Source organism: Dyella monticola, from assembly GCF_003363155.1.
Taxonomy (GTDB): Bacteria; Pseudomonadota; Gammaproteobacteria; order Xanthomonadales; family Rhodanobacteraceae; genus Dyella_B; species Dyella_B monticola.
Genome location: NZ_QRBE01000006.1, coordinates 215,582 through 235,503, shown reverse-complemented (window position 1 = coordinate 235,503; position 19,922 = coordinate 215,582). Strand labels below are relative to the sequence as shown.

The window sequence follows — 19,922 nt, the reverse complement described above, 5'->3', positions numbered from 1 at the left end:
CGGTGAGCATGCGGTGGCAAGCCTGGGTACATCGTGCAACGCGCGCGCTCGGCTGGGTGGTGGGCGTGGCGGTTATCGCGCTCGCGCTCAGCGCGGGATTGGCGCAGGTACTGCTGCCGCTGCTGGCAAAACACCCGCAGTGGGTAGCACAGGAGCTCAGTACCAAGCTGCAACGTCCGGTGACGTTTACCTCGCTGCAAGGACGCTGGGAACCGTCTGGACCGCGTTTCATCATGCATGGCGTTACGTTTGCAGCCAACGGGAATGGCGCGCCCCTGCATGTGCCCGAGGTGGATTTGAAGCTGGATTTTGGTGGGTGGCTGTTGCCATCGCGACATCTGCTCAACCTTCAGGCCAGCGGCCTTGAGCTGGACCTCACGCGTGATGTCAGCGGTCACTGGCACATCAACGGCATCGGTGAGGCCGGCGGAGCCGAGCGCCAGAATATTTCGTTCGGGCATCTTTCGGTTGAGCTTTGGCTCGATAACCTGCGCGTGGACATCAATGACCAGCTCATCGATCAGCACTACACGCTGCTGGCCGATCAGCTGCGCGTGACGCACCAAGGCAACCATATTCATGTTGGTGCGCGCGTGCATCGGCTCGGCGCTACCGGCGTGCTGCAGGCCGCCGGAAGATTCCGCGACGACGGTGCAAGCGGCAGGTTCTGGCTGGCGACCAAAGATGCCGACCTGCGGGGTCTGCTGACGGGCTTTGACTTGGGTGGCTATGCGGTCGACAGCGGTCATGGCTCAATGGCCGTATGGATGGATTGGCGCGATGGCCAGATCGTGCGCGATCTGTTCCAGCTTGATCTGCACAATATGGCCGTTACCAATCCTGCCGGCGTCAAGGCGAGTGTCACGACCTTGAGCGGCCTGGCTGAATTGAGCAGGCGCGATGCCGGTTACACCGTGCGCTGGGCCGATAACGACGGGGGGGCCGTGCGCGTGGATGTACGCCACTTCGGAACTGCGCAGGCAGACATCAGCGCCGTTGCCAGCACCCTGCATATTGCGCCGCTGATGCCCTGGCTGGGTTTGAAGCCCGGATTGTCGCCGACGCTCGCGCAATGGCTCGGTGCGGGCGAACCTCATGGCCTGATCGATCGAGCCGTGTTCCATTGGAGCGCTGCGAACGGCTTGAACACGCTCGATGCGGTTTTCGACGATGTGGGCATCACCGCCGTCGGAAAACTGCCGGGCGTAGATCATTTGCACGGCGAGGCGCGCGGCGATGCCGAGGCGGTGTCGCTGGAACTGCCCACGCAAACGAGCACGATCAGCTTTCCGCACACGTTCCGCAAACCGTTCGTGATGAGTCAGCTCTCCGGCACGCTTGCCGCATGGCGCGGGGACGATGCTACGCACATAGGCATCGCTGATATGGCATTCGAAGGCGAAGGCTATGGCGGTAACGCACAGGGCGATATCGCGTTGCCGAGCGAGGGCGGCCGGCCGTTTCTCGATGTCTATGTTGCCCTGACGCACGCGGACATTACCGCGGCGAAATTGTTCTGGCCGATCGATTCGATGCCGCCGTCCGCCATCAACTGGCTCGATAATACGTTGGTCTCCGGCCACGTTGACGATGCCTCAGTCTTGGTTCGCGGCAGTCTGGCCAACTGGCCGTTCCACCACAACGAAGGTCGCTTCGAAGCGCGTGCGGACATCAGCGATCTCGCACTCGCCTACGGCAAAACCTGGCCGGTGGCCGAGCACATACAAGCCACGGCCAACTTCATCGACGGGGGCATGCTGGTGGAAGCGAGCACTGGCGATTCACTGGGCGTAAAAGTGAATCATGCGGTGGCGGTGATTCCCGAGCTCGGACACACCACGCTGGACCTCAACGTCAGCGGCAACGGCAATGCGTCGGACTTGCTCAATTTCGTCGCCAACAGTCCTATCGCAGACAAGCAAGCGAATGTGCTGGCCAAACTCAAGCTCGGCGGTACGGGCAGCTTCGATTTCCACTTGTCGTTGCCAACGCATGAGATGCGTGACTTCCTGCTCGACGGCAACGCGCAGTTGAAGGACGTCGACCTCAGTGCACCGGATTGGAACGTGCAACTGGACAAGCTCAACGGTCCGGCCACGTTCGATGCGCACGGCTTTCACGCCGGACCGCTCGCTGGCGGATTTCGTGGTGAACCAAGTCAGGTCGACCTTGCGATTGCGGGCGCCACCGGCGATCCGAACATCGTGGTTGCCGCCAAGGTCGATGGCACTTATGCGGTGCAGGAACTGTTGCAGGGTTATCCGCAATTGAAGTGGCTGGGCGATGTCGCCAGTGGACGCAGCCCATTCACCATCGGCTATCAAATCGCGCATGCTGGAGAAGGCGTTCCGGACGTCCAAACGCTCAGCATCGATTCGCCTCTATCCGGTGTTGCGCTGAATTTCCCGGTGCCGGTGAATAAGCCGGCCGAAAGCACCATGCCGCTGCATGTAACGCTAGGTATCCCCACCGATGGTGCGGACATGCAAGTGGCGCTCGGATCGGTGGTGCGTGGACGGCTGCGTCTGCCTGCAGGTGCGTCATCGCCGCTGGCCGCGACGTTTGCTTTCGGCGATCAGATGCCCGACAGCCTTCCCGCCAAAGGCATGCGCATTCGCGGCGACGCACCGGAGCTGAATGTCACCGGATGGGTGAAGCAATCCATCGGTGGCGCGACGGGAAACAACGGCATGAGCCTGGAGACGATCGACGTCACCACCGAACATGCCGAAATGTTCGGGCGCGATTTCGCCCAGATGCACATTACCGCCCAGCCGGCAGCATCTACGCTGGAACTGGATGTGGACAGTGCATTGGCCGCTGGCCATTTCAGTGTGCCGACGGAGGAGCTGGCCAAGCGCGGTATCACCGCGCGCCTGCAGCGGATGTATTGGCCCAAGCCACCGACGGCGCAGCCCAAGAAGCCCGGCGAGGTGCCGGTGCCGGCAGAGGTAACCGATCCTGCCAACACGGGCATCGATCCGGCGGGCATGCCGCCGCTGCATATCTGGGTGCACGACTTGCGCCTGGATCAAGCCAAGCTTGGCGAGGCTCGGCTGGAAACCTGGCCGACCAGCGAGGGCATGCACATCGATCAGTTGTCCACGCAATCGAAAAGCGTAGAGATCAGCGGAAGCGGTGACTGGAAGGGCACACCCACGCATAGCAGTACGCATCTGCGCGTGAATTTCAGCGCGGGCAATCTGGGCGACATGCTCAATGCCTTCGGTTATGCCGACGTTTTCGAAGGCGGCAAAACGCATGATGAACTCGATGCGACGTGGCCCGGCGGCCCGTGGGCGTTCGAGCTCGACAACATGGACGGCACACTGAGCGTCAACGTGAGCAACGGCAGCATTCCCAAGGTGGCACCCGGCGTGGGCCGTTTCTTTGGTCTTGCTTCCATTGCCGAATTGCCGCGGCGGCTTTCGTTCAATTTCAAAGACGTATTCGGTAAAGGCTTTGCCTTCGATTCGATCGCAGGCGACTTCAAACTCAGCAACGGCAACGCGTACACCGACAATCTCAAGGTCCACAGCCCTGCGGCGGAAATCTCCGTCATCGGCCGCACCGGTCTGCGCACCAAGGATTACGACCAGCACATGACCATGATCCCGCACATCGGCAACAGCTTGCCGGTGGTGGGTGCGGTGGTGGGCGGACCGATCGGTATTGCGGCGGGCCTGGCGGTGCAGAGCGTGTTGGGCAAAGGCCTCAACCGCGTGGCTATCCAGCGGTATCGCATCACCGGCAGCTGGGACAAGCCCGTGTTCACGTCAGTGGGCGCCTCGGCTCAATCGGCGCCGGCTAGCGGAAGCTCCGCGCCGGCACCGGCTTCGAGTTCGGCGCATTAGCTGTTTGGCTCGCCGGGTTGCGGCCGAGTGTTGCCGACGAAAGGGAACATCTGCTGGCGAATAAACCCGTCAGGCATGTAGTCGCCGACCACGCCGTAATGTTCAGGAAATTGCTTCTTCGACTTCACTGCCGTGCCGAACAGGTAATCGAGGAAGGCATAGTGCGCCGCATAGTTGCGGTCGATGGCCTCATCATCGGATGCGTGATGCCAGTGATGGAAATCCGGCGTTACGAGCACGTACCGGAGCGGCCCCCACGGCAGATGCACGTTCGCATGATTGAACACCGCCTGAAAGCCGACGACGATGATGTAGGCGTTCATCACGCCTTCGCTAAAGCCAAGCACATAGAGCGGAGCCAGCACGCATACACGGGTAGCGATCAACTCAAGGATGTGTTGGCGCGAACCCGCCAGCCAGTCCATCGTCTTCACGCTGTGATGCACAGCGTGCAAGCGCCATAGCACGGGAACTTCGTGATAGGCGCGGTGTGTCCAATACTGCGCAAGATCGGCCACAAGTATGCATAACAGTAATTGCGGCAGAAACGACAGGTGTTGCACATGCTGTTGCCAGCTGTTGTTGAGCAGCGTGCCAAAGAGGTGATGCAGCAGAAAATTCACCGTCAGCAGCACCAGGCCGACAATAAAGTGATTCACCGCAAAATGTTTTAGATCGGTTTGCCATTCTTTGCGGAAAACGGCTTGTCCCTTGTAGAGCGGGAACAGCTTTTCGATCACCACGAAAATCAGTGTCGAACCGAGCAGATCCAGAATGAACCAATCCAGTCCGATGTAGGGCGTGTGATCGGGAAATTCGCCGACCGGCACGCGCGATCCGCCCAGCGCGGTGGCAAGCAGAACGAAAGCGAGCGCGACCATGCTGATTTGGCGGCGCCGCCCCAGGATCACATTCGCCAAAGACAGCCCACCGGCAATCAGCAGGCCGATCAGCAGCAACTGACGCAGCACATCCACGGAATAGTTGTGCCGTAGATCGGGCGTGGTGAGATATTGGGGAAAATGAAAGGCCAGCACGGCCAGCAGGCAGAGCACGCCGAGCGAGAGCGCAATGACGCTGCTGACGGTGCCTTGTCCTGGCTTCAGTGCCCCATCGCTGCGCAGGAGCTCGCGGGTCTCCTCGACGGGGCTTTTGACGGTGCGTTCAATCAATTTTTCCAGCAAATCCGGTTTGGGTGTATGGCTCACGGTGTTCCTTCACTTAAGCGCGGGGGCTCCGCTGGCCGTCATCCTAGCGGCATCGTCGACCATGCGCCCGTCCGGGTTTTAAAATGGCCGAGCGGACCCCAGATCGATCCCACCCACCTTCAAGCTGGCCACACAAATGACCTCTCTCATCGCCCAGGCCGAAAGTCGCCTGCTCACTCCCGGCGGCTTGGCCACCGGCGACCTCGAGCGCGTGTTTACGCAGCTCATGGGGCCGTCCATCGACGCCGCCGATTTGTACTTCCAGCATTCGCGCAGCGAGTCGTGGGTGTTGGAGGAGGGCATCGTCAAGGATGGCAGCCACTCCATCGAGCAGGGTGTGGGCGTGCGCGCCATCAGCGGTGAGAAGACCGGTTTTGCTTATTCGGATGAGATCGTGTTGCCGCAGCTTCTGGAGGCATCCAAGGCGGCGCGCGCTATCGCGCACGGCGGCAGCGGCGCGGGCAAGCCGCTTGCGCTCAACGGGGTGACGCCGCTGTATCCGGCGATCGATCCGGTGGAAAGTCTGCCCAACCCCGACAAGATCACGGTGCTGCGCGAGGTGGATGCCTATGCGCGTTCGCGCGATCCGCGCGTCAAGCAGGTGATCGTAAGTTTGAGCGCCACGCTCGATACCGTGCTCGTTGCCGGCTCCGACGGTACGTTGGCAGCGGATGTGCGCCCACTGGTGCGGCTGAGCGTGCAGGTGATTGCCGAACAGAACGGCCGGCGTGAGCAAGGTTATGCGGGCGGTGGCGGTCGCTACGGTTATCGCGAGCTGTTGGAAAACGGCCGCGCCAAGGCATTCGCAGACGAAGCAGTGCGTCAGGCACTGGTGAATCTGGATGCGATTGATGCGCCGGCCGGCACGATGACCGTCGTGTTGGGGCCGGGCTGGCCTGGCGTGCTGCTGCATGAAGCCATCGGCCACGGGCTGGAAGGCGACTTCAATCGCAAGGGCAGTTCCGCCTTCGCCGGTCGCATCGGCCAGCGCGTTGCTGCGCCGGGTGTCACCGTGGTGGACGATGGCACGCTGCCAGGTCGCCGCGGTTCGCTGACTGTCGATGATGAAGGCACGCCGACGTCGTGCACTACCTTGATCGAAGACGGCATCCTCAAAGGCTACATGCAGGACAAGCTCAACGCGCGCCTGATGGGTATGGCACCCACCGGTAACGGCCGGCGTGAATCCTTTGCGCAATTGCCGATGCCGCGCATGACCAACACGTACATGCTCGCCGGTCAGCACGATCCGCAGGAGATCATCCGTTCGGTGAAAAAAGGCTTGTATGCGGTAAATTTCGGCGGCGGCCAGGTGGACATCACCAACGGCAAGTTCGTGTTCTCCGCGAGCGAGGCGTACTTGATCGAAGACGGCAAAGTGATAGCGCCGGTGAAAGGCGCCACGTTGGTAGGCAGTGGCCCGGATGTGCTCACGCGCGTGTCGATGATCGGCAACGATCTCGCGCTCGATGAGGGTATTGGCGTGTGTGGCAAGGACGGGCAGAGCGTGCCGGTTGGCGTGGGGCAGCCGACGCTGCGCGTGGAAAGCATGACGGTGGGTGGTACCGCTTCCTAAGGCTTCGGAGGACAAAGTGCGCCGAAGGGCTTGGTCTCGCTAAAAGCGTAAATCCTGCCTCGACGTTATCCGGTCTTCGCCGGAATAACGTCGAGGCAGGATGAGGCATTCTTGCGATCTCAGATGATTAGGCTCGCATCTTCTGAAAACGCGTGAGCGATTACGCTTCGTCTTCCGACAACGTTTTCAGCAATTGGAAAATTTCCCGATAGGCACGCGGCGGCTTATTGCCATCGCGCTCAATGCGCGCCTGGCGAATCAACGAGCGCAGATGCTGCCGATCGATATCGGGATGCTGATCGATCAGCTCATGCAGCGATTCATCGCTATCCATCAACTTCTCGCGCAGCGCTTCCAGTCGATGTAGCGCGGCGTTTTCCTTGCGCTGCTGATCGCGATTCTCACCGAGCAGTGTGCGTGCGCCGTCGAAGGCTTCGTCACCGTGGCGACGCATTACCTTGGCGAGAAAGCCAAGCTGGCGCTTGCGGGCGATGTGCGACGTGATGCGGCGCAGGTGGTCGATTTCCCGCAGCACATCCTCAGGCAGGTTCGCGCGTGTGAGTTTGGAGGGTGGCAGTTCCGCCAATTGCGAGGCGAACGACAGCGTAGCCAGTGCCTCGCGCCGTTGTTGCGTGCGCGTTGGGCCGTAGTCGTGATCGGGGTCGTCGGTGTAAGTGCGGTTCACGGTGATTTCCGGTCGGTGGTGCGGGCGAACTCGGCCGGCATGGCTTCGATCAGGGCAAAGCGGGGGATGGGTTCGCCGTCCAGTTCTACGTTTTGGGCAAACATGGCTAAGGGTCGTGCCCACAGGCCGTAGTCGCCGTAAAGCGCCTGATAAATGACCAGCTCTTCCATGGTTTCGCTATGCCGGGCGGTACCGATCACGCGATAACTCTGGCCTTTGTAGTGGCGGTAGATGCCAGTGGCTATGGACATGGGCCGCTCCTGTGGCAACCTTCGGGATCAACTATTGGCAACGGGTCTGGGCGGCCCCACTTGCGTCTATTGTACCCATCAGTCCTACAGGAAACCCACGTGAGCGACATCGCCATCAGCCAGGATGCCAGCCAGCGCGAACTCGACCGATTAACCGAGCTGGCCCAGGACGTAATTCGTCGTGCGCGTGAGGCCGGTGCTAGCCAGGCGGAGGTCTCCGCCAGCATCGATACGGGCCTGAGCGTCAATGTGCGCCTGGGCGAAGTGGAAACGGTGGAGCACACGCGTGATCGCGGCTTCGGGCTGACGGTGTACTTCGGCAAGCGCAAGGGCTCGGCCAGCACGGCCGATCTGAATGCCGATTCCATCCAGGCCACGCTGGACCAGGCCTGCGCCATCGCGCGCTACACGGAAGAAGATCCAGCTTCCGGCCTGGCCGATGCATCGCGCATGGCCAGAGAATTTCCCGATCTCGACCTCTGGCATCCATGGGCGATCGATACCGCCGATGCGATCGCGCTTGGCCAGGAGATCGAAGCGGCCGGCCGCGCACACTCGGGTATCACCAATTCGGAGGGCGCCAGCGTACAGGCAGGCGAGAGCCTTTCGGTCTACGCCAACTCGCACGGTTTCGTGGGACGCGAGCGTGGCACGCGGCATTCGTTGTCGCTGTCGCTCATCGCGGGCGACGAAGCGGGTATGCAGCGCGATTATTGGTACGACACCGCGCGCAGCGCCGACGATTTCATCAGCGCGCGGGTGCTTGGCGATAAAGCTGCCGAGCGTACGCTTGCGCGTGTTGGCGCGCGGCGCCTGTCTACGCGGCAATGTCCGGTGCTGTTCTCGCCAGACGTTGCACGCGGTTTGATCGGTCATCTGATTGGCGCGGTGAGTGGTGGCGCGCTGTACCGTCGCGCGAGTTTTCTGCTTGATCACGCCGGCAAATCAGTCATGCCTGCATGGCTCACGATCGTGGAGCGCCCCCTTCTCAAGCGTGGACAAGGCTCCGGCGCTTTCGATGCCGAAGGCGTTGCAACGCGCGACAGCGTCTTGGTGGAAAACGGTGTGCTGGCCCGCTATATCCTCGGCAGCTATTCGGCGCGCAAGCTCGGTCTGGAATCCACCGGCAACGCTGGCGGCATTCATAACCTGGTGGTCGAACCCGGCCATGGCGATGGCGGCGCGGCGGACGATTTCAGCGGCATGCTTCGCCGCCTGGGCACCGGCTTGCTAGTGACCGAAGTGATGGGCCAGGGCGTGAACACCATCACCGGCGATTACTCGCGTGGCGCGGCCGGTTTTTGGGTGGAGAACGGCCAGCTGGCCTATCCGGTGGAAGAAATCACCATTGCTGCCAATCTGCGCGACATGTTGCTGGGCATCGTTGCGGTGGGTAGCGATGTGGACCGGCGCTCGCATTTGCTGACCGGATCGATTCTGGTGGATCGCATGACGGTCGCGGGCGAATAAGCGCTTATCCGCGCACATAATCATTGACGGCAAGTTCCTGCGGACCCTGCTACGATGCTGTGCGTCCGGCATGGGCCGGCGTTTGCACGACTTGAAAGGAGATGCCTATGAGCGTTCCGCCCGAGTCCGTTGTACCGCCTCCACCGAGCGAACCCATCGGTAGCGAGGCGATTCCCGCCGAAGAGCGCACCTGGGCCATGCTGGCGCACTTATCCGCACTACTGGGCGGTTTGCTGACCGCTTCGTTCGGCAGGGGCTGGGGATGTTTCGTCGGCCCGCTGGTGATCTGGCTGGTGAAGAAAGACACCATGCCCTTCGTGAACGATCAGGCCAAGGAGGCGCTGAACTTCAACATCACCGTGGCGCTCGCCTCGCTGGTGTTGCTGGTGCTTTCGATCATTACCTTCGGTATCGGCCTGATCATTGCGATTCCGCTGTGGATCATCATTGGCGTGGCATGGCTGGTGCTCACCATCATTGCGGCGCTGAAGGCCAATGAAGGCGTGCGCTACCGTTATCCGTTTGCGCTGCGCTTGATCAAGTAAATCGCGCGAGACGGCAACGTCGTTACTCGATCGTCGCCCGGCGAAAGCCCGGCGACGAAGCGGTGTGAAGTGCTCAGGCTTCCGGTGCGAACGGTTCGGCCGTGTCCGGTGCATCCGGGTCGAGCAGCAGGCGAACGCGCAGCTCGGCCTGGTCGAGCGCCTGCTGGCAATGGCGATACAAGCCAATGCCACGCTCGAAGGCGCTGAGGGATTCATCCAGACTCATCTCGCCCCCTTCCATGCGTGCCACCAATTGCTCCAGTTCGTCGAGCGAGCGCTCGAAATCGGCGACGGGAGTGGTTTGAGCTGGGGCGGAAGTGGGCTTGACCATGGCGGGCAACGCTAGCGCAGCACACGGGCGGAATCAATTGGCACCGAGGCCCCAAGGCGCCTGATCGCCTTTCCAATCACGATCGTCGCAGCAAGACGTGGTGCGGGCAGGGCACTTGATTTCGATATATCTAAAATATATCTTTAAGTATCCCCGCATCCGCATGGCATTAGGCGGCGGTTCGCCTCAGGAGTCTTTGTGACCAATACGTTGTCGCATGCTGCAGAGCCCGGCAGCACGGGTTTTTCCGGCTATCAAAAATTCGTGGTGGCCGTGCTGGCCTTTCTGCAGCTCACCATCGTGCTGGATTTCATGCTGCTGGCGCCACTGGGTGCGCTGGTTGTGCCGGCCTTGCACATCACGCCAGGGCAATTTGGTGATGTGGTGTCGGCGTATGCCTTTGCGGCGGGCGTTTCCGGTATTTGCGCGGCGGGCTTTGCCGACCGCTTCGACCGGAAAAAGCTGCTGCTGGTTTTCTATAGCGGCTTCATGCTCGGCACCTTGCTCTGCGGATTGGCCCACAGCTACATCACCTTGTTGCTCGCGCGCATGGTCACCGGTATGTTCGCCGGCGTGGTAGGAGCAGCCTCCATGGCCATCGTCACCGACTTGTTTCCACTGTCGATGCGCGGACGCGTGATGGGTTTCATCCAAACCGCATTCGCGGCCAGTTCCGTGCTGGGTCTGCCGTTGAGCTTGTTCCTGTCCAGCAGATGGGGCTGGAATGCGCCGTTTTTCCTGATCGTGATTGTGTGCACCGTAGTGGGCGGCACGATCATCGGGCGGCTGCGTCCAGTGAATGCGCATCTGGCGCTGCGCCCAGACAAGAAGCCACTGCATCACTTGGTACACACCTTGACCACGCGGTCGTACCTGCTGGGTTTCATCACCACCGGTATGTTGTCCATTGGCGGTTTTCTGTTGATGCCTTATTCGACGATATTCCTGGTGCACAACGTTGGCATTTCAGTGGATCAATTGTCGGTGGTTTATCTGGCGACGGGCCTGATCTCTGCGGCGATGGGACCGCTGATCGGCCGCGCCAGCGACAAATTCGGCAAGTACCGCGTGTTCGCGTTCGGCTGCGTGATGACCATCGTGATGGTGGTGATCTACACGCGCTTGTCCAACGTGGGCTTGTGGCCGCTGATCGGTGTCAGCGCCTTGCTGCAGATCGGCATTTTCTCGCGCATCATTTCGTCGTCGGCGTTGATGTCGGGGCTACCCAAACCGCCTGATCGTGGCGCATACATGTCGATCAGCTCCTCCTTGCAGCAGGTGGCCGGCGGTGTTGCTGCGGTGCTGGGTGGGTTGGTGGTGGTGCAAGTGGGCAACGGCCCGCTGCAGCATTTCGACGAGCTGGGCGATGTGCTGGTGTGTACGACCACGGTGACGTTGGCGCTGATGTATTTCGTCAATCGCCGGGTAGCGGGCACTGCGCCTGCACCCACGCTGGAACACAAGGCGCGGCAGGAATCCTGACGCTTAGCGTCCAGGCCGCCAGCGCGGCAGCGCGCCGACCTGGTCAAACAGCGCTTGCGCGCGCGCGCTCAGCCAGCGATCCGCCACGGCGACAAGTTCGTCGCCTTCATACAGCAGCGGGCAGGCTTCTCGCCGCCATGGTGGGATGGCGCCGGTCTGAAACAGTGCGCGAAGTTCGCGGGTGTGTGCATCACCGGCTGGTTTGATCCGTTCGCCGCCACGACGCGATCGCACGGTTAACGTAATGGGAAGCGTTGCGGCTGGCTCGAGTGTCAGCCTGCCGCCATCGGGCAGGTCGAGCGTTTCGCCGTGCCATGGCGCGTCCATGGAGCTCTTGCGTGGCTTGGCAGGCGCCATCGCCCATAACCGGTTTTTCCACACGTGCACTTCGGCACCAGGCCATTGAATGCATGGCAGCTGGCCGTCCTGCGAGGTGCATTGGCGCTCGATTTGCTGGCGCTGTGCAGTGGTCGGTGCGGACAAACCTTGCGCGTGCAACCAGTGGGCGAGCAGTGGATCGCGTAGCGCGGACGGCAGCGCGAGCCAGCCGCGCGCATCCAGGCTGTTGGTCTCCATGTCGCGCAAGACTTCCAAGGCGACGAGCCAATCCTGTTGCAGCGTATCGGCCGCTGCGCGGCAGAGCATGGCGCTGTGCGTGACCGAGATCGCCGCATGTGGCCAATGGGTATTCAAGAGTGGAATGACGTCGTGACGCAGGTGATTGCGTGCGAGCTGCCGGTCGTCATTGGAAGGATCGTGAATGCAGGGCAGTTTGTGCGCTTGCACGTAATCGCGGATCGCATGCCGCGGCAAGGCAAGCAGCGGCCGCCATAGCGCACCGGCTCCCAACGGGCGCTCCGCACGCATGCCGCCGAGGCCCTCCGGACCGGCGCCGCGCAGCAGCTTCAGCAGTACCGTCTCCACTTGATCGTCTTGATGATGGCCCAGCACCAGACGCTCGCCTGCATGTAAGTGTTCCGTAAACACGGCATAGCGCGCGTGCCGTGCGGCAGCTTCAAGGCCGATGCCGCTGGCGCGATCCACGCTGGCGACATGCACATCACATGCAATCCCGATCGTTGCGCAGAAGGCACGACAATGCGCGGCCCAACGCGCGCTCTGCGCATGCAGGCCATGATCCACATGCATGGCGCGCAAGCCACGCGCGCGCGCTTCGGACATGTGCGCGAGCGCGTGCAAGAGCGCCGTGGAATCGGGGCCGCCGCTATAGGCTACACACAGCGAAGCTTGCGGGTGCGCGCGCAGCGCTTGTTGCAGGGTATCGATGAGCGCCGAATCAGGATTCACGTGCCACCGGTTTGCGCTTGTTGCGCACATAGATCGCTTTGGGACGACCTTCACCAGGGCTGCGCCGATCGAGCTCGAACCAGTCGATCGCGGCAATCAGATCGCTCAACTTGCCGTAACCATGGCTGCGCGAATCGAAGTTCGGACGCTGCTTGGTGATGATCGAGCCGACGCCGCCCAACCCCGCCCAGCCTTCGTCGTCAGAGGCCGCATCGATCGCGTTGCGCAGCAGATTGATCAAGCCGCTGTCTTTTTTCAGTTGAGAAGGCGCGCGTGGCTTGAGCGGTTGTTCTTCGTCCGGTTTCCCGGTGAGGATTTCGGTGTAGATGAATTTGTCGCAGGCCGCGACAAACGGTTCGGGTGTCTTGCGTTCGCCAAAGCCGTAAACGATCAGGCCCGATTCGCGAATACGCGCAGCCAGGCGCGTGAAGTCGCTGTCACTGGAGACGATGCAGAAGCCATCGAAGCGGCCGGCGTACAACAGATCCATCGCGTCGATGATCATGGCCGAGTCGGTTGCGTTCTTGCCACTGGTGTAGCTGAATTGCTGGATCGGCTGGATGGATTGCTTGAGCAGGTGTTCCTTCCAGGTTTTCAGCTGATTGCCCGTCCAATCGCCGTAGGCGCGCTTTACATGCGCCGTCCCGTACTTGGCGACCTCGGCCAACAGGCCATCGGCAATGGAAGGCTGCGTGTTGTCGGCATCGATCAGGACGGCGAGCTTGATGCTGTCGCTGGCCATGGCGGCCTCCTGCGTAATGGGCGGATCGATGATAGCGCCTTAATGTGTGCGCTCAGGTAGCGCCCAGAGCGGCCGGTGTTCGGAAATTCAATTCCACCCCGGTGCCTGCGGGGTCGTGAAGGAACAGTTGTACTTGCTCGGGCATGTCGACGATGTCGACGCGGTATGGAACGCCCGCGGCGTCGAGTCGAGCGCGGGTGCCGGGCAGGTCCGTGCAGGCAAAGGCGATGTGATCCAGCCAGCCTGTCGGTTTTGCACTGGCATCGCCGTCACCGCGGACGGTCAAATGCATGACCGCCTCTGTGCCGGCATACAGCCAATAACCGCGCGAGCCGGAGCGGAACGTGGGGCGAGGCCCTTCGACCAATCCGATGACGTCGATATAAAACCGACGCAGGTGCTCGAGCAGTGCGGAGGGGGCGCTGAGATTGACGTGATCGAGTCCCTGCACGCCGCTCATCATGCGCTTACTCGTTGTACGCCCCAAAGCTGCGCAGACGGTGGTAACGCTGCTCCAGCAACGCCGGCACGGGAATGCTTTCCAACTTGTCGAGCTCGTTCAGCAGCACAGCCTTGAGGCGCACCGCCATCGAGTGAGGATTGCGATGCGCGCCACCGAGCGGCTCGCGTACGACTTTGTCGACCAAACCCAGATCGAGCAAGCGCGGAGCAGTCATGCCCAGCGCTTCAGCGGCATCTTTGGCGCGCTCGGCGCTCTTCCACAGGATGGAAGCGCAACCTTCGGGCGTGATCACCGAATAGGTCGAATACTGCAGCATGACCGTGCGGTCGCCCACGCCGATCGCCAGCGCGCCACCGGAGCCGCCTTCGCCGATCACCGTGCAAATGATCGGTACTTTCAGTTCGGCCATTTCCAACAGGTTGGTGGCGATGGCTTCACTCTGGCCGCGCTCTTCGGCCCCGACGCCCGGATAGGCGCCGGCGGTGTCGATCAGCGTGAACAGCGGAAGTTTGAAACGCTCCGCCATCCTCATCAGGCGCAGCGCCTTGCGATAACCCTCCGGCCGGGGCATGCCGAAGTTGCGGCGAATCTTGCCCTTGGTATCGCGCGCCTTCTGATGGCCGATGATCATCACCGAGCGCCCATTGATGCGACCGATGCCGCCCACGATGGCCGCGTCGTCCGCGTAGGCGCGATCGCCGGCGAGCTCGTGGAATTCCTCGCACATCACGCCGATGTAATCGAGCGTGTAGGGGCGTGCCGGATGACGAGAGAGTTGCGTGACCTGCCAGGGCGTGAGCGTGCGGAAGATGTCCGCCGTCTTGAGCTTGAGCTTCTCGCGCAGGCGGGTGACTTCTTCGTCGATATTGAACGCTTGGCCGGAGCTGGCATGCCGCAGCTCCTCGATCTTGGCCTCCAGCTCGGCAATCGGTTGTTCAAAATCGAGGAAATTGGGATTCATTCGGTCACGTACGTGGCACAGAAGCGGGGCAGTATACCCGGGGCGCGTGGCGGGGCGGGAACGGCGGCGTATGGCAGCGCTACGGTTCCCTCTCCCCTCCAGGGCGAGGGCTGCGGTGAAGGGACACTCTTCGAGAATGCTTCATCGAAGCATTGCTCTGTTTGAGATGGGGCAAGCCTTGGCCCCTCACGCCAACGCTCTCCCTGCAGGGGAGCGGGGGCTGCTATTCGGCGGATTTGACGATCCGTAGACCTGCGCCCAGCACTCCCGGCATGCCGCGTACCGTGCGCAGCAGCTCCGGAATGGCGTGCACTTTCCACTCCTGTCCGAATTCGAAATCCGCCTGTGCCACCGCGTTGTGGTAACCGCTGAGCAGTACGGCGGCCGTGCCGCCGCGATGACCGGCGAGGGCCTGCCGGAACTGGCTGATGAAATCCGGCCCGATGCCGTTGACCTTCACGCGCAGCAGGCGGGCATAGCGTCGGCACGCGTCGGCCATGGAAATGGCGCTGCGGGCGCGCAGCTGAAAACCGCCGCCGGAGAAGTCGTCGATGCGCAGGCCGCCTTCGACCACCAGCAGCTCATCGCGGGTAAGCAACGGTGCGACCTGCTGGTAGAGCTCGCCGAAAAAGCTCACCTCGATGCTGCCGGTGCTGTCTTCCAGACGCACGAAGGCGTCGCTGTCGCCGCGTTTGCGCACGGCCACCACCATGCCGGCGACGGTCCACGGCGTGTCGGGGCCGCGGCGGAAGCGGTTACCGTCGTCGCCGTCGTTCTTGCGCGGGCGGGGCGGTTGGTAGCGGTCGGCGATCTCGCCCAGTGGGCAGGTGGAAAGCTGAGCCAGCTCCTCGCGCCAGGGGTCGGTGGGGTGACCGGAGAGGTAATGGCCGAGCGTATCGCGCTCACCCTGCAGCTTCTGCTCGAGTGGCCATTCCGGCGCGGTGGGGAGCTCGACCTGTACCACCGGCGCGACCGCCCCAATCATTGCGCCGAACATGTCGTTCTGGCCGGATTGGCGGTCGCGCAGGTGCTGTTCGGCGGCTTTGATCGCATTGGGCAGCTGCAGCATCAGGCTGGCGCGGGTGGGCGCCAGGGCGTCCAGCGCGCCAGAGAGGATCAGCGCTTCCAGCACGCGGCGGTTGAGCTTGGTGGGATCGACGCGGCGGCAGAAGTCAGCCAGATCTTTGTACGGGCCACCTTTCTTGCGTTCCTCGGCGATGGCCTCGCAGGCGCCCTGGCCCACCCCCTTGATGGCGCCCAGGCCGTAACGGATGACTTTCGGCTCGACCGCCTCGAACATGAACACCGACGCATTCACATCCGGTGCAAGAACGGTCAGAGCGATCGCGCGCGATTCGTCGAGAAAGGTCACCACCTTGTCGGTGTTGTCCATGTCCGAGGAAATCGTCGCGGCCATGAATTCGGCGGGGTAGTGTGCCTTCAGCCATGCGGTTTGATAGGACACCAGCGCGTACGCGGCAGCGTGTGACTTGTTGAAGCCGTAGCCTGCGAATTTTTCCATCAAGTCGAAGATGGCGTCGGATTTCTCCCCGCTGAGGCCGTCTTTGGCGGCGCCTTCGCGGAACTTGGCGCGCTCCTTCGCCATTTCCTCGATTTTTTTCTTGCCCATCGCGCGACGCAGCAGGTCGGCGCCGCCGAGCGAGTAGCCGCCGACGATCTGCGCCATCTGCATCACCTGCTCCTGATAGACCATGATGCCGTAGGTCTCTTTCAGGATGGGCTCGACGCGCGGATCGGGGTATTCCACGTCTTCGCGACCGTGTTTACGTGCAACGAAGCTGGGAATCAGATCCATCGGGCCCGGGCGATACAGCGCCACCAGCGCGATGATGTCTTCGAAGCGGTCAGGCTTTGCATCCTTGAGCATGCGCTGCATGCCGGAGGATTCGAGCTGGAACACCGCAACCGTTTGCGCGCGTTTCAGCAATTCATACGTCGGCACGTCATCGAGCGGGAGCGCCGCGATATCCAGTGGCTCTTCGTCACTGTTCGCGCGGCGCGCGTTGATCGCCTTCACCGCCCAATCGATGATGGTGAGTGTGCGCAGGCCAAGGAAGTCGAACTTCACCAGGCCGACGGCTTCCACGTCGTCCTTGTCGTATTGCGTCACCACGCCGGCGCCACCCGGTTCGCAGTACAGCGGCGCGAATTCGGTGAGCGGCCTGGGACCAATTACGACGCCGCCCGCGTGCTTGCCGGCGTTGCGTGTGAGGCTTTCCAGTTTCAACGCCAGATCGATCAGCGATTTGGCTTCTTCGTCCTGCGCGTAGAGATCGCAGAATTCCTTGACGACGCGATCAGTTTCTTTCTGCGATTTTTCGGAGCGACCCAGCGCGTCCGAAAGGGTGAGATCGAGCGGCCGCGGGGGAATCAATTTCGCGATCTTGTCGACCGCGTTGTAACCCATGCCCAGCACGCGGCCCGAATCGCGCAGCACCGCCTTGGCGGCCATCGAACCGTACGTAATGATCTGGCTGACGTGATCGCGACCGTATTTGCGTGCGACGTAATCGATCACTTCGTCGCGGCGATCCATGCAGAAGTCGATGTCGAAGTCCGGCATCGAAATACGTTCCGGATTCAGAAATCGCTCAAACAGCAGATTGAACTGCAGCGGATCCAGATCGGTGATCTTCAGCACCCACGCCACCAGCGAGCCCGCGCCCGAACCGCGACCGGGGCCGACCGGGATGCCGTTCTGCTTACCCCAGTTGATGAAGTCCGCCACGATCAGGAAGTAGCCCGGGAAGCCCATCTCGATGATGACGTCCAGCTCGCGTTCCAACCGCGCTTCGTAATCGGCCAGCGTGTGGCCGGGTGCCAGGGGTGCGGCGGCAAGGCGTTCTTTCAGGCCTTCGCGTGCGATTTCGCGGATGTAGCTGGCGAGATCGTGGCCTTCAGGCACCGGGAAGTCCGGCAGGTAGTAGGTGCCGAAGCTGAGTTCCAGGTTGCAGCGCTTGGCCAGTTCGACGGTATTTTCCAGGGCCTCGGGAATATCCGCGAACAGCTCGGCCATGTCCTGGGGCGTTTTCAGGTATTGCTGATCGCTGTAGTCGCGCGGGCGCTTGGGATCGGCCAGCACGCGGCCTTGATGAATGCACACGCGCGCTTCATGTGCTTCGAAATCGTCTTGCTTGAGGAAGCGCACATCGTTGCTGGCGATGACCGGCAGATTGCATTCCGCGGCCAGACTGAGCGCGGCGTTGTTCCAGGTTTCCTCGCCTTCGCGCCCGCAACGGGTGAGTTCCAGGTACAGGCGGTCCGGAAATAGCCGGCTGAGCGTGCGCAGGCGTGGCAAGGCGGCGGCCGTACCCTGGTTCACGGCCACGCGGCCGATCTCGCTTTCTCGACCCAGCAAGATAATCAGCCCGGCTGTCGCATCGGGCGTGAGCCATGCAGCATCGACCAGCGCACGGCCGCCTTGTTGACCTTCGCGCCAGGCGCGTGAGACCAGGCGTGACAGGTTGAGATAGCCATCGCGGTTCTGGCACAGCATGGTCATGCGCCAGGGGCGTGGATCGTCCGGCGCGCTGATCCACAGGTCACAACCACCAATCGGCTTGATGCCCGCCGCGCTACATGCCTTGTAGAACTTCACCAGGGCGAACATGTTGCACTCGTCAGTGAGCGCAACCGCCGGCGTGCCGGCCTGCACGCAGGCAGCCACCAGCGCCTTGATGCGGATGGTCGAGTCGACCAGCGAATACTCGCTGTGCAGATGCAGATGAGCGAAACGGACGGACATGGCTCGCACGCGCGAAGCAATGGCTCAGCCTAGCGAGCTGGTCCGGCGCGGGCAAGCATTGACAAGAGCAGGGAACGGGAGACGGCAAATCCCATGTTCACAGCAAGCGACGCATTCCCTGCTCCGATCCCGTGCCTTTGCTTTCAGTGCACCCTGAACCGCTCGTCTTCAACCGGCTCGACGTAGTGCGAAAGGCTCGCCACGCTCAAGGGCTGCAAGTTGTAGTCGAGGTGATGTAAGCGCAGCTCCGCGGCGGCTGGCGATGCCTTGGTAATGGATTCGTGCGCGTGCTTCTTGGCAGTGGGCGGGCGCGTTGGGCGGCGGGAAGAAAACAGCATGACACTCTCCTGAAAAGCCCGGCGTGTGAGTGTTTATGCGTTGGCGACGGACCGTGGTGGCGCATCCGTGCTTGGGAACCGCATGCCATCGTTTACTTATCTGCGCAGCGGCTTTCCGATTTCATTCCATATCTCGTCGGATGCGCGCGCACGCTGAAAGGTTGCACGGTAAAAACAGCGTCGCATAGCTTGGGAAAGCCGTCGCGCGGACGTTCAGCGCATTTTAGAAAAGCCGGCCCTGGTCCAGCAGCAGCTTGACTGGCGAAAAGCTGCGTCGGTGTTCATCGCACGGGCCCAGCCGCTGCAGCGCGGCCAGGTGGGCAGGTGTGGAATAGCCTTTGTGATCGGCAAATCCGTAGCCGGGATAACGCGCGTCCATCTGCACCATCAGGCGGTCGCGGCTGACTTTGGCGAGAATCGAAGCGGCGCTGATGGCGGGCTCCAGCGCGTCCCCGCCGATGATCGCACGAGCGGGGCAGGGCAGGCCGACCGGCAGGTGATTGCCATCGATCAACGCTTCCGTGGCCGCCGGCATCAGGCGGGTGACTGCGCGCGCCATGCCCACCATGGTGGCCTGGAAGATATTGATGCGATCGATTTCGTCGCGCTCGATCACGACGACGGTATAAGCCAGCGCGCGTCCCACGATGTGTGGATACAGTTGTTCGCGCCTGGCTTCGCTGAGCTTTTTTGAATCGTCCAGGCCCTCGATGGGGCGCGAGCTATCCAAGATCACCGCAGCCACGACCACCGGGCCGGCCAGCGGCCCGCGCCCGGCCTCGTCGACACCTGCAATACGGGTGAGCAACGCGCGGCCGCCTGCGCGCTTCTTTGGCGGGAAGAGAACGCTCAAGGAGTCGGGGCTTACCTCGGTTTTCATAGGGAAATGCGTTGGGTCCGCTATGGTGAGGTCGATCCCTCATGGCCAGTCTCATCCGGGCC

16 protein-coding genes are annotated in these 19,922 nt (G+C 62.0%); 5 read left to right on the top strand and 11 right to left on the bottom strand.

The genetic code is table 11. The features are described from left to right. The first annotated feature begins 8 nt into the window (after positions 1–8). Positions 9–3,854: a YhdP family protein gene (locus tag DWU98_RS12110; RefSeq protein WP_115495814.1), complete on the top strand. Its 3,846-nt coding sequence runs from the start codon at positions 9–11 to the stop codon at positions 3,852–3,854. On the opposite strand, the gene DWU98_RS12105 is transcribed toward DWU98_RS12110, so the two are convergent. After that, positions 3,851–5,062 carry a sterol desaturase family protein gene (locus DWU98_RS12105; protein WP_115495813.1) on the bottom strand — a complete coding sequence of 404 codons (1,212 nt, stop codon included), beginning with the start codon at positions 5,060–5,062 and terminating at the stop codon, positions 3,851–3,853. The genes DWU98_RS12110 and DWU98_RS12105 overlap by 4 nt on opposite strands. Before the next feature lie 136 nt (positions 5,063–5,198). On the opposite strand from DWU98_RS12105, the gene tldD reads away from it, so the two are divergent. After that, the gene (gene tldD / locus DWU98_RS12100; RefSeq protein WP_115495812.1) at positions 5,199–6,638 is read left to right on the top strand and encodes a metalloprotease TldD; all 1,440 of its coding nucleotides are present in this window, start codon (positions 5,199–5,201) and stop codon (positions 6,636–6,638) included. 160 nt (positions 6,639–6,798) lie between these two features. On the opposite strand, the gene yjgA is transcribed toward tldD, so the two are convergent. Further along, on the bottom strand, positions 6,799–7,323 hold the full coding sequence (yjgA, locus tag DWU98_RS12095; protein WP_115495811.1) for a ribosome biogenesis factor YjgA: 525 nt from the start codon (positions 7,321–7,323) through the stop codon (positions 6,799–6,801). Then, on the bottom strand, positions 7,320–7,574 hold the full coding sequence (locus DWU98_RS12090; RefSeq protein ID WP_115495810.1) for a DUF1653 domain-containing protein: 255 nt from the start codon (positions 7,572–7,574) through the stop codon (positions 7,320–7,322). The genes yjgA and DWU98_RS12090 overlap by 4 nt, the downstream gene beginning before the upstream one ends. Before the next feature lie 99 nt (positions 7,575–7,673). On the opposite strand from DWU98_RS12090, the gene pmbA reads away from it, so the two are divergent. Both pmbA and DWU98_RS12080 read left to right on the top strand, forming a co-directional pair. After that, positions 7,674–9,044: a metalloprotease PmbA gene (pmbA, locus tag DWU98_RS12085; RefSeq protein ID WP_115495809.1), complete on the top strand. Its 1,371-nt coding sequence runs from the start codon at positions 7,674–7,676 to the stop codon at positions 9,042–9,044. A 107-nt stretch (positions 9,045–9,151) separates the two neighbouring features. Next, positions 9,152–9,589, top strand: a complete 438-nt coding sequence (locus DWU98_RS12080) for a DUF4870 domain-containing protein (protein WP_115495808.1) — start codon at positions 9,152–9,154, stop codon at positions 9,587–9,589. A gap of 73 nt (positions 9,590–9,662) precedes the next feature. Here DWU98_RS12080 and DWU98_RS12075 read toward each other — a convergent pair whose 3' ends face one another. Beyond that, complete coding sequence (locus DWU98_RS12075; RefSeq protein WP_115495807.1) at positions 9,663–9,920, bottom strand: exodeoxyribonuclease VII small subunit; 258 nt, start codon at positions 9,918–9,920, stop codon at positions 9,663–9,665. Between the two features lie 198 nt (positions 9,921–10,118). Between DWU98_RS12075 and DWU98_RS12070 the strand changes: the two genes are divergently transcribed. Next, positions 10,119–11,402: an MFS transporter gene (locus tag DWU98_RS12070; protein WP_230474821.1), complete on the top strand. Its 1,284-nt coding sequence runs from the start codon at positions 10,119–10,121 to the stop codon at positions 11,400–11,402. A 3-nt stretch (positions 11,403–11,405) separates the two neighbouring features. Here DWU98_RS12070 and tilS read toward each other — a convergent pair whose 3' ends face one another. From tilS to rnhB, 7 genes are all read right to left on the bottom strand, one after another. Then, positions 11,406–12,710, bottom strand: coding sequence for a tRNA lysidine(34) synthetase TilS (gene tilS / locus DWU98_RS12065; RefSeq protein ID WP_230474820.1), 1,305 nt, complete (start codon positions 12,708–12,710; stop codon positions 11,406–11,408). After that, positions 12,700–13,452, bottom strand: coding sequence for an NYN domain-containing protein (locus DWU98_RS12060; protein ID WP_115495805.1), 753 nt, complete (start codon positions 13,450–13,452; stop codon positions 12,700–12,702). Before DWU98_RS12060 ends, tilS begins: the two co-directional genes overlap by 11 nt. A gap of 52 nt (positions 13,453–13,504) precedes the next feature. Further along, on the bottom strand, positions 13,505–13,915 hold the full coding sequence (locus DWU98_RS12055; RefSeq protein ID WP_230474819.1) for a VOC family protein: 411 nt from the start codon (positions 13,913–13,915) through the stop codon (positions 13,505–13,507). A gap of 4 nt (positions 13,916–13,919) precedes the next feature. Then, entirely contained in the window at positions 13,920–14,876 is a 957-nt protein-coding gene (locus tag DWU98_RS12050; RefSeq protein WP_115495804.1) for an acetyl-CoA carboxylase carboxyltransferase subunit alpha, read from the bottom strand. 223 nt (positions 14,877–15,099) lie between these two features. Then, the gene (gene dnaE / locus DWU98_RS12045) at positions 15,100–18,642 is read right to left on the bottom strand and encodes a DNA polymerase III subunit alpha (RefSeq protein ID WP_115495803.1); all 3,543 of its coding nucleotides are present in this window, start codon (positions 18,640–18,642) and stop codon (positions 15,100–15,102) included. A gap of 143 nt (positions 18,643–18,785) precedes the next feature. Beyond that, entirely contained in the window at positions 18,786–18,980 is a 195-nt protein-coding gene (locus tag DWU98_RS12040) for a hypothetical protein (protein ID WP_115495802.1), read from the bottom strand. Positions 18,981–19,203: 223 nt separating this feature from the next. Continuing rightward, positions 19,204–19,860, bottom strand: coding sequence for a ribonuclease HII (rnhB, locus tag DWU98_RS12035; protein WP_115495801.1), 657 nt, complete (start codon positions 19,858–19,860; stop codon positions 19,204–19,206). Positions 19,861–19,922 lie beyond the last annotated feature (62 nt).

Excerpts from the sequence above, each read along its gene's own strand:
- tldD (WP_115495812.1), top strand. The coding sequence starts at position 5,199 with ATGACCTCTCTCATCGCCCAGGCCGAAAGTCGCCTGCTCACTCCCGGC.
- DWU98_RS12060 (WP_115495805.1), bottom strand. The coding sequence starts at position 13,452 with ATGGCCAGCGACAGCATCAAGCTCGCCGTCCTGATCGATGCCGACAAC.
- DWU98_RS12090 (WP_115495810.1), bottom strand. The coding sequence starts at position 7,574 with ATGTCCATAGCCACTGGCATCTACCGCCACTACAAAGGCCAGAGTTAT.
- dnaE (WP_115495803.1), bottom strand. The coding sequence starts at position 18,642 with ATGTCCGTCCGTTTCGCTCATCTGCATCTGCACAGCGAGTATTCGCTG.
- DWU98_RS12075 (WP_115495807.1), bottom strand. The coding sequence starts at position 9,920 with ATGGTCAAGCCCACTTCCGCCCCAGCTCAAACCACTCCCGTCGCCGAT.
- DWU98_RS12055 (WP_230474819.1), bottom strand. The coding sequence starts at position 13,915 with ATGATGAGCGGCGTGCAGGGACTCGATCACGTCAATCTCAGCGCCCCC.
- DWU98_RS12110 (WP_115495814.1), top strand. The coding sequence starts at position 9 with ATGCGGTGGCAAGCCTGGGTACATCGTGCAACGCGCGCGCTCGGCTGG.
- rnhB (WP_115495801.1), bottom strand. The coding sequence starts at position 19,860 with ATGAAAACCGAGGTAAGCCCCGACTCCTTGAGCGTTCTCTTCCCGCCA.
- DWU98_RS12040 (WP_115495802.1), bottom strand. The coding sequence starts at position 18,980 with ATGCTGTTTTCTTCCCGCCGCCCAACGCGCCCGCCCACTGCCAAGAAG.
- DWU98_RS12050 (WP_115495804.1), bottom strand. The coding sequence starts at position 14,876 with ATGAATCCCAATTTCCTCGATTTTGAACAACCGATTGCCGAGCTGGAG.
- DWU98_RS12080 (WP_115495808.1), top strand. The coding sequence starts at position 9,152 with ATGAGCGTTCCGCCCGAGTCCGTTGTACCGCCTCCACCGAGCGAACCC.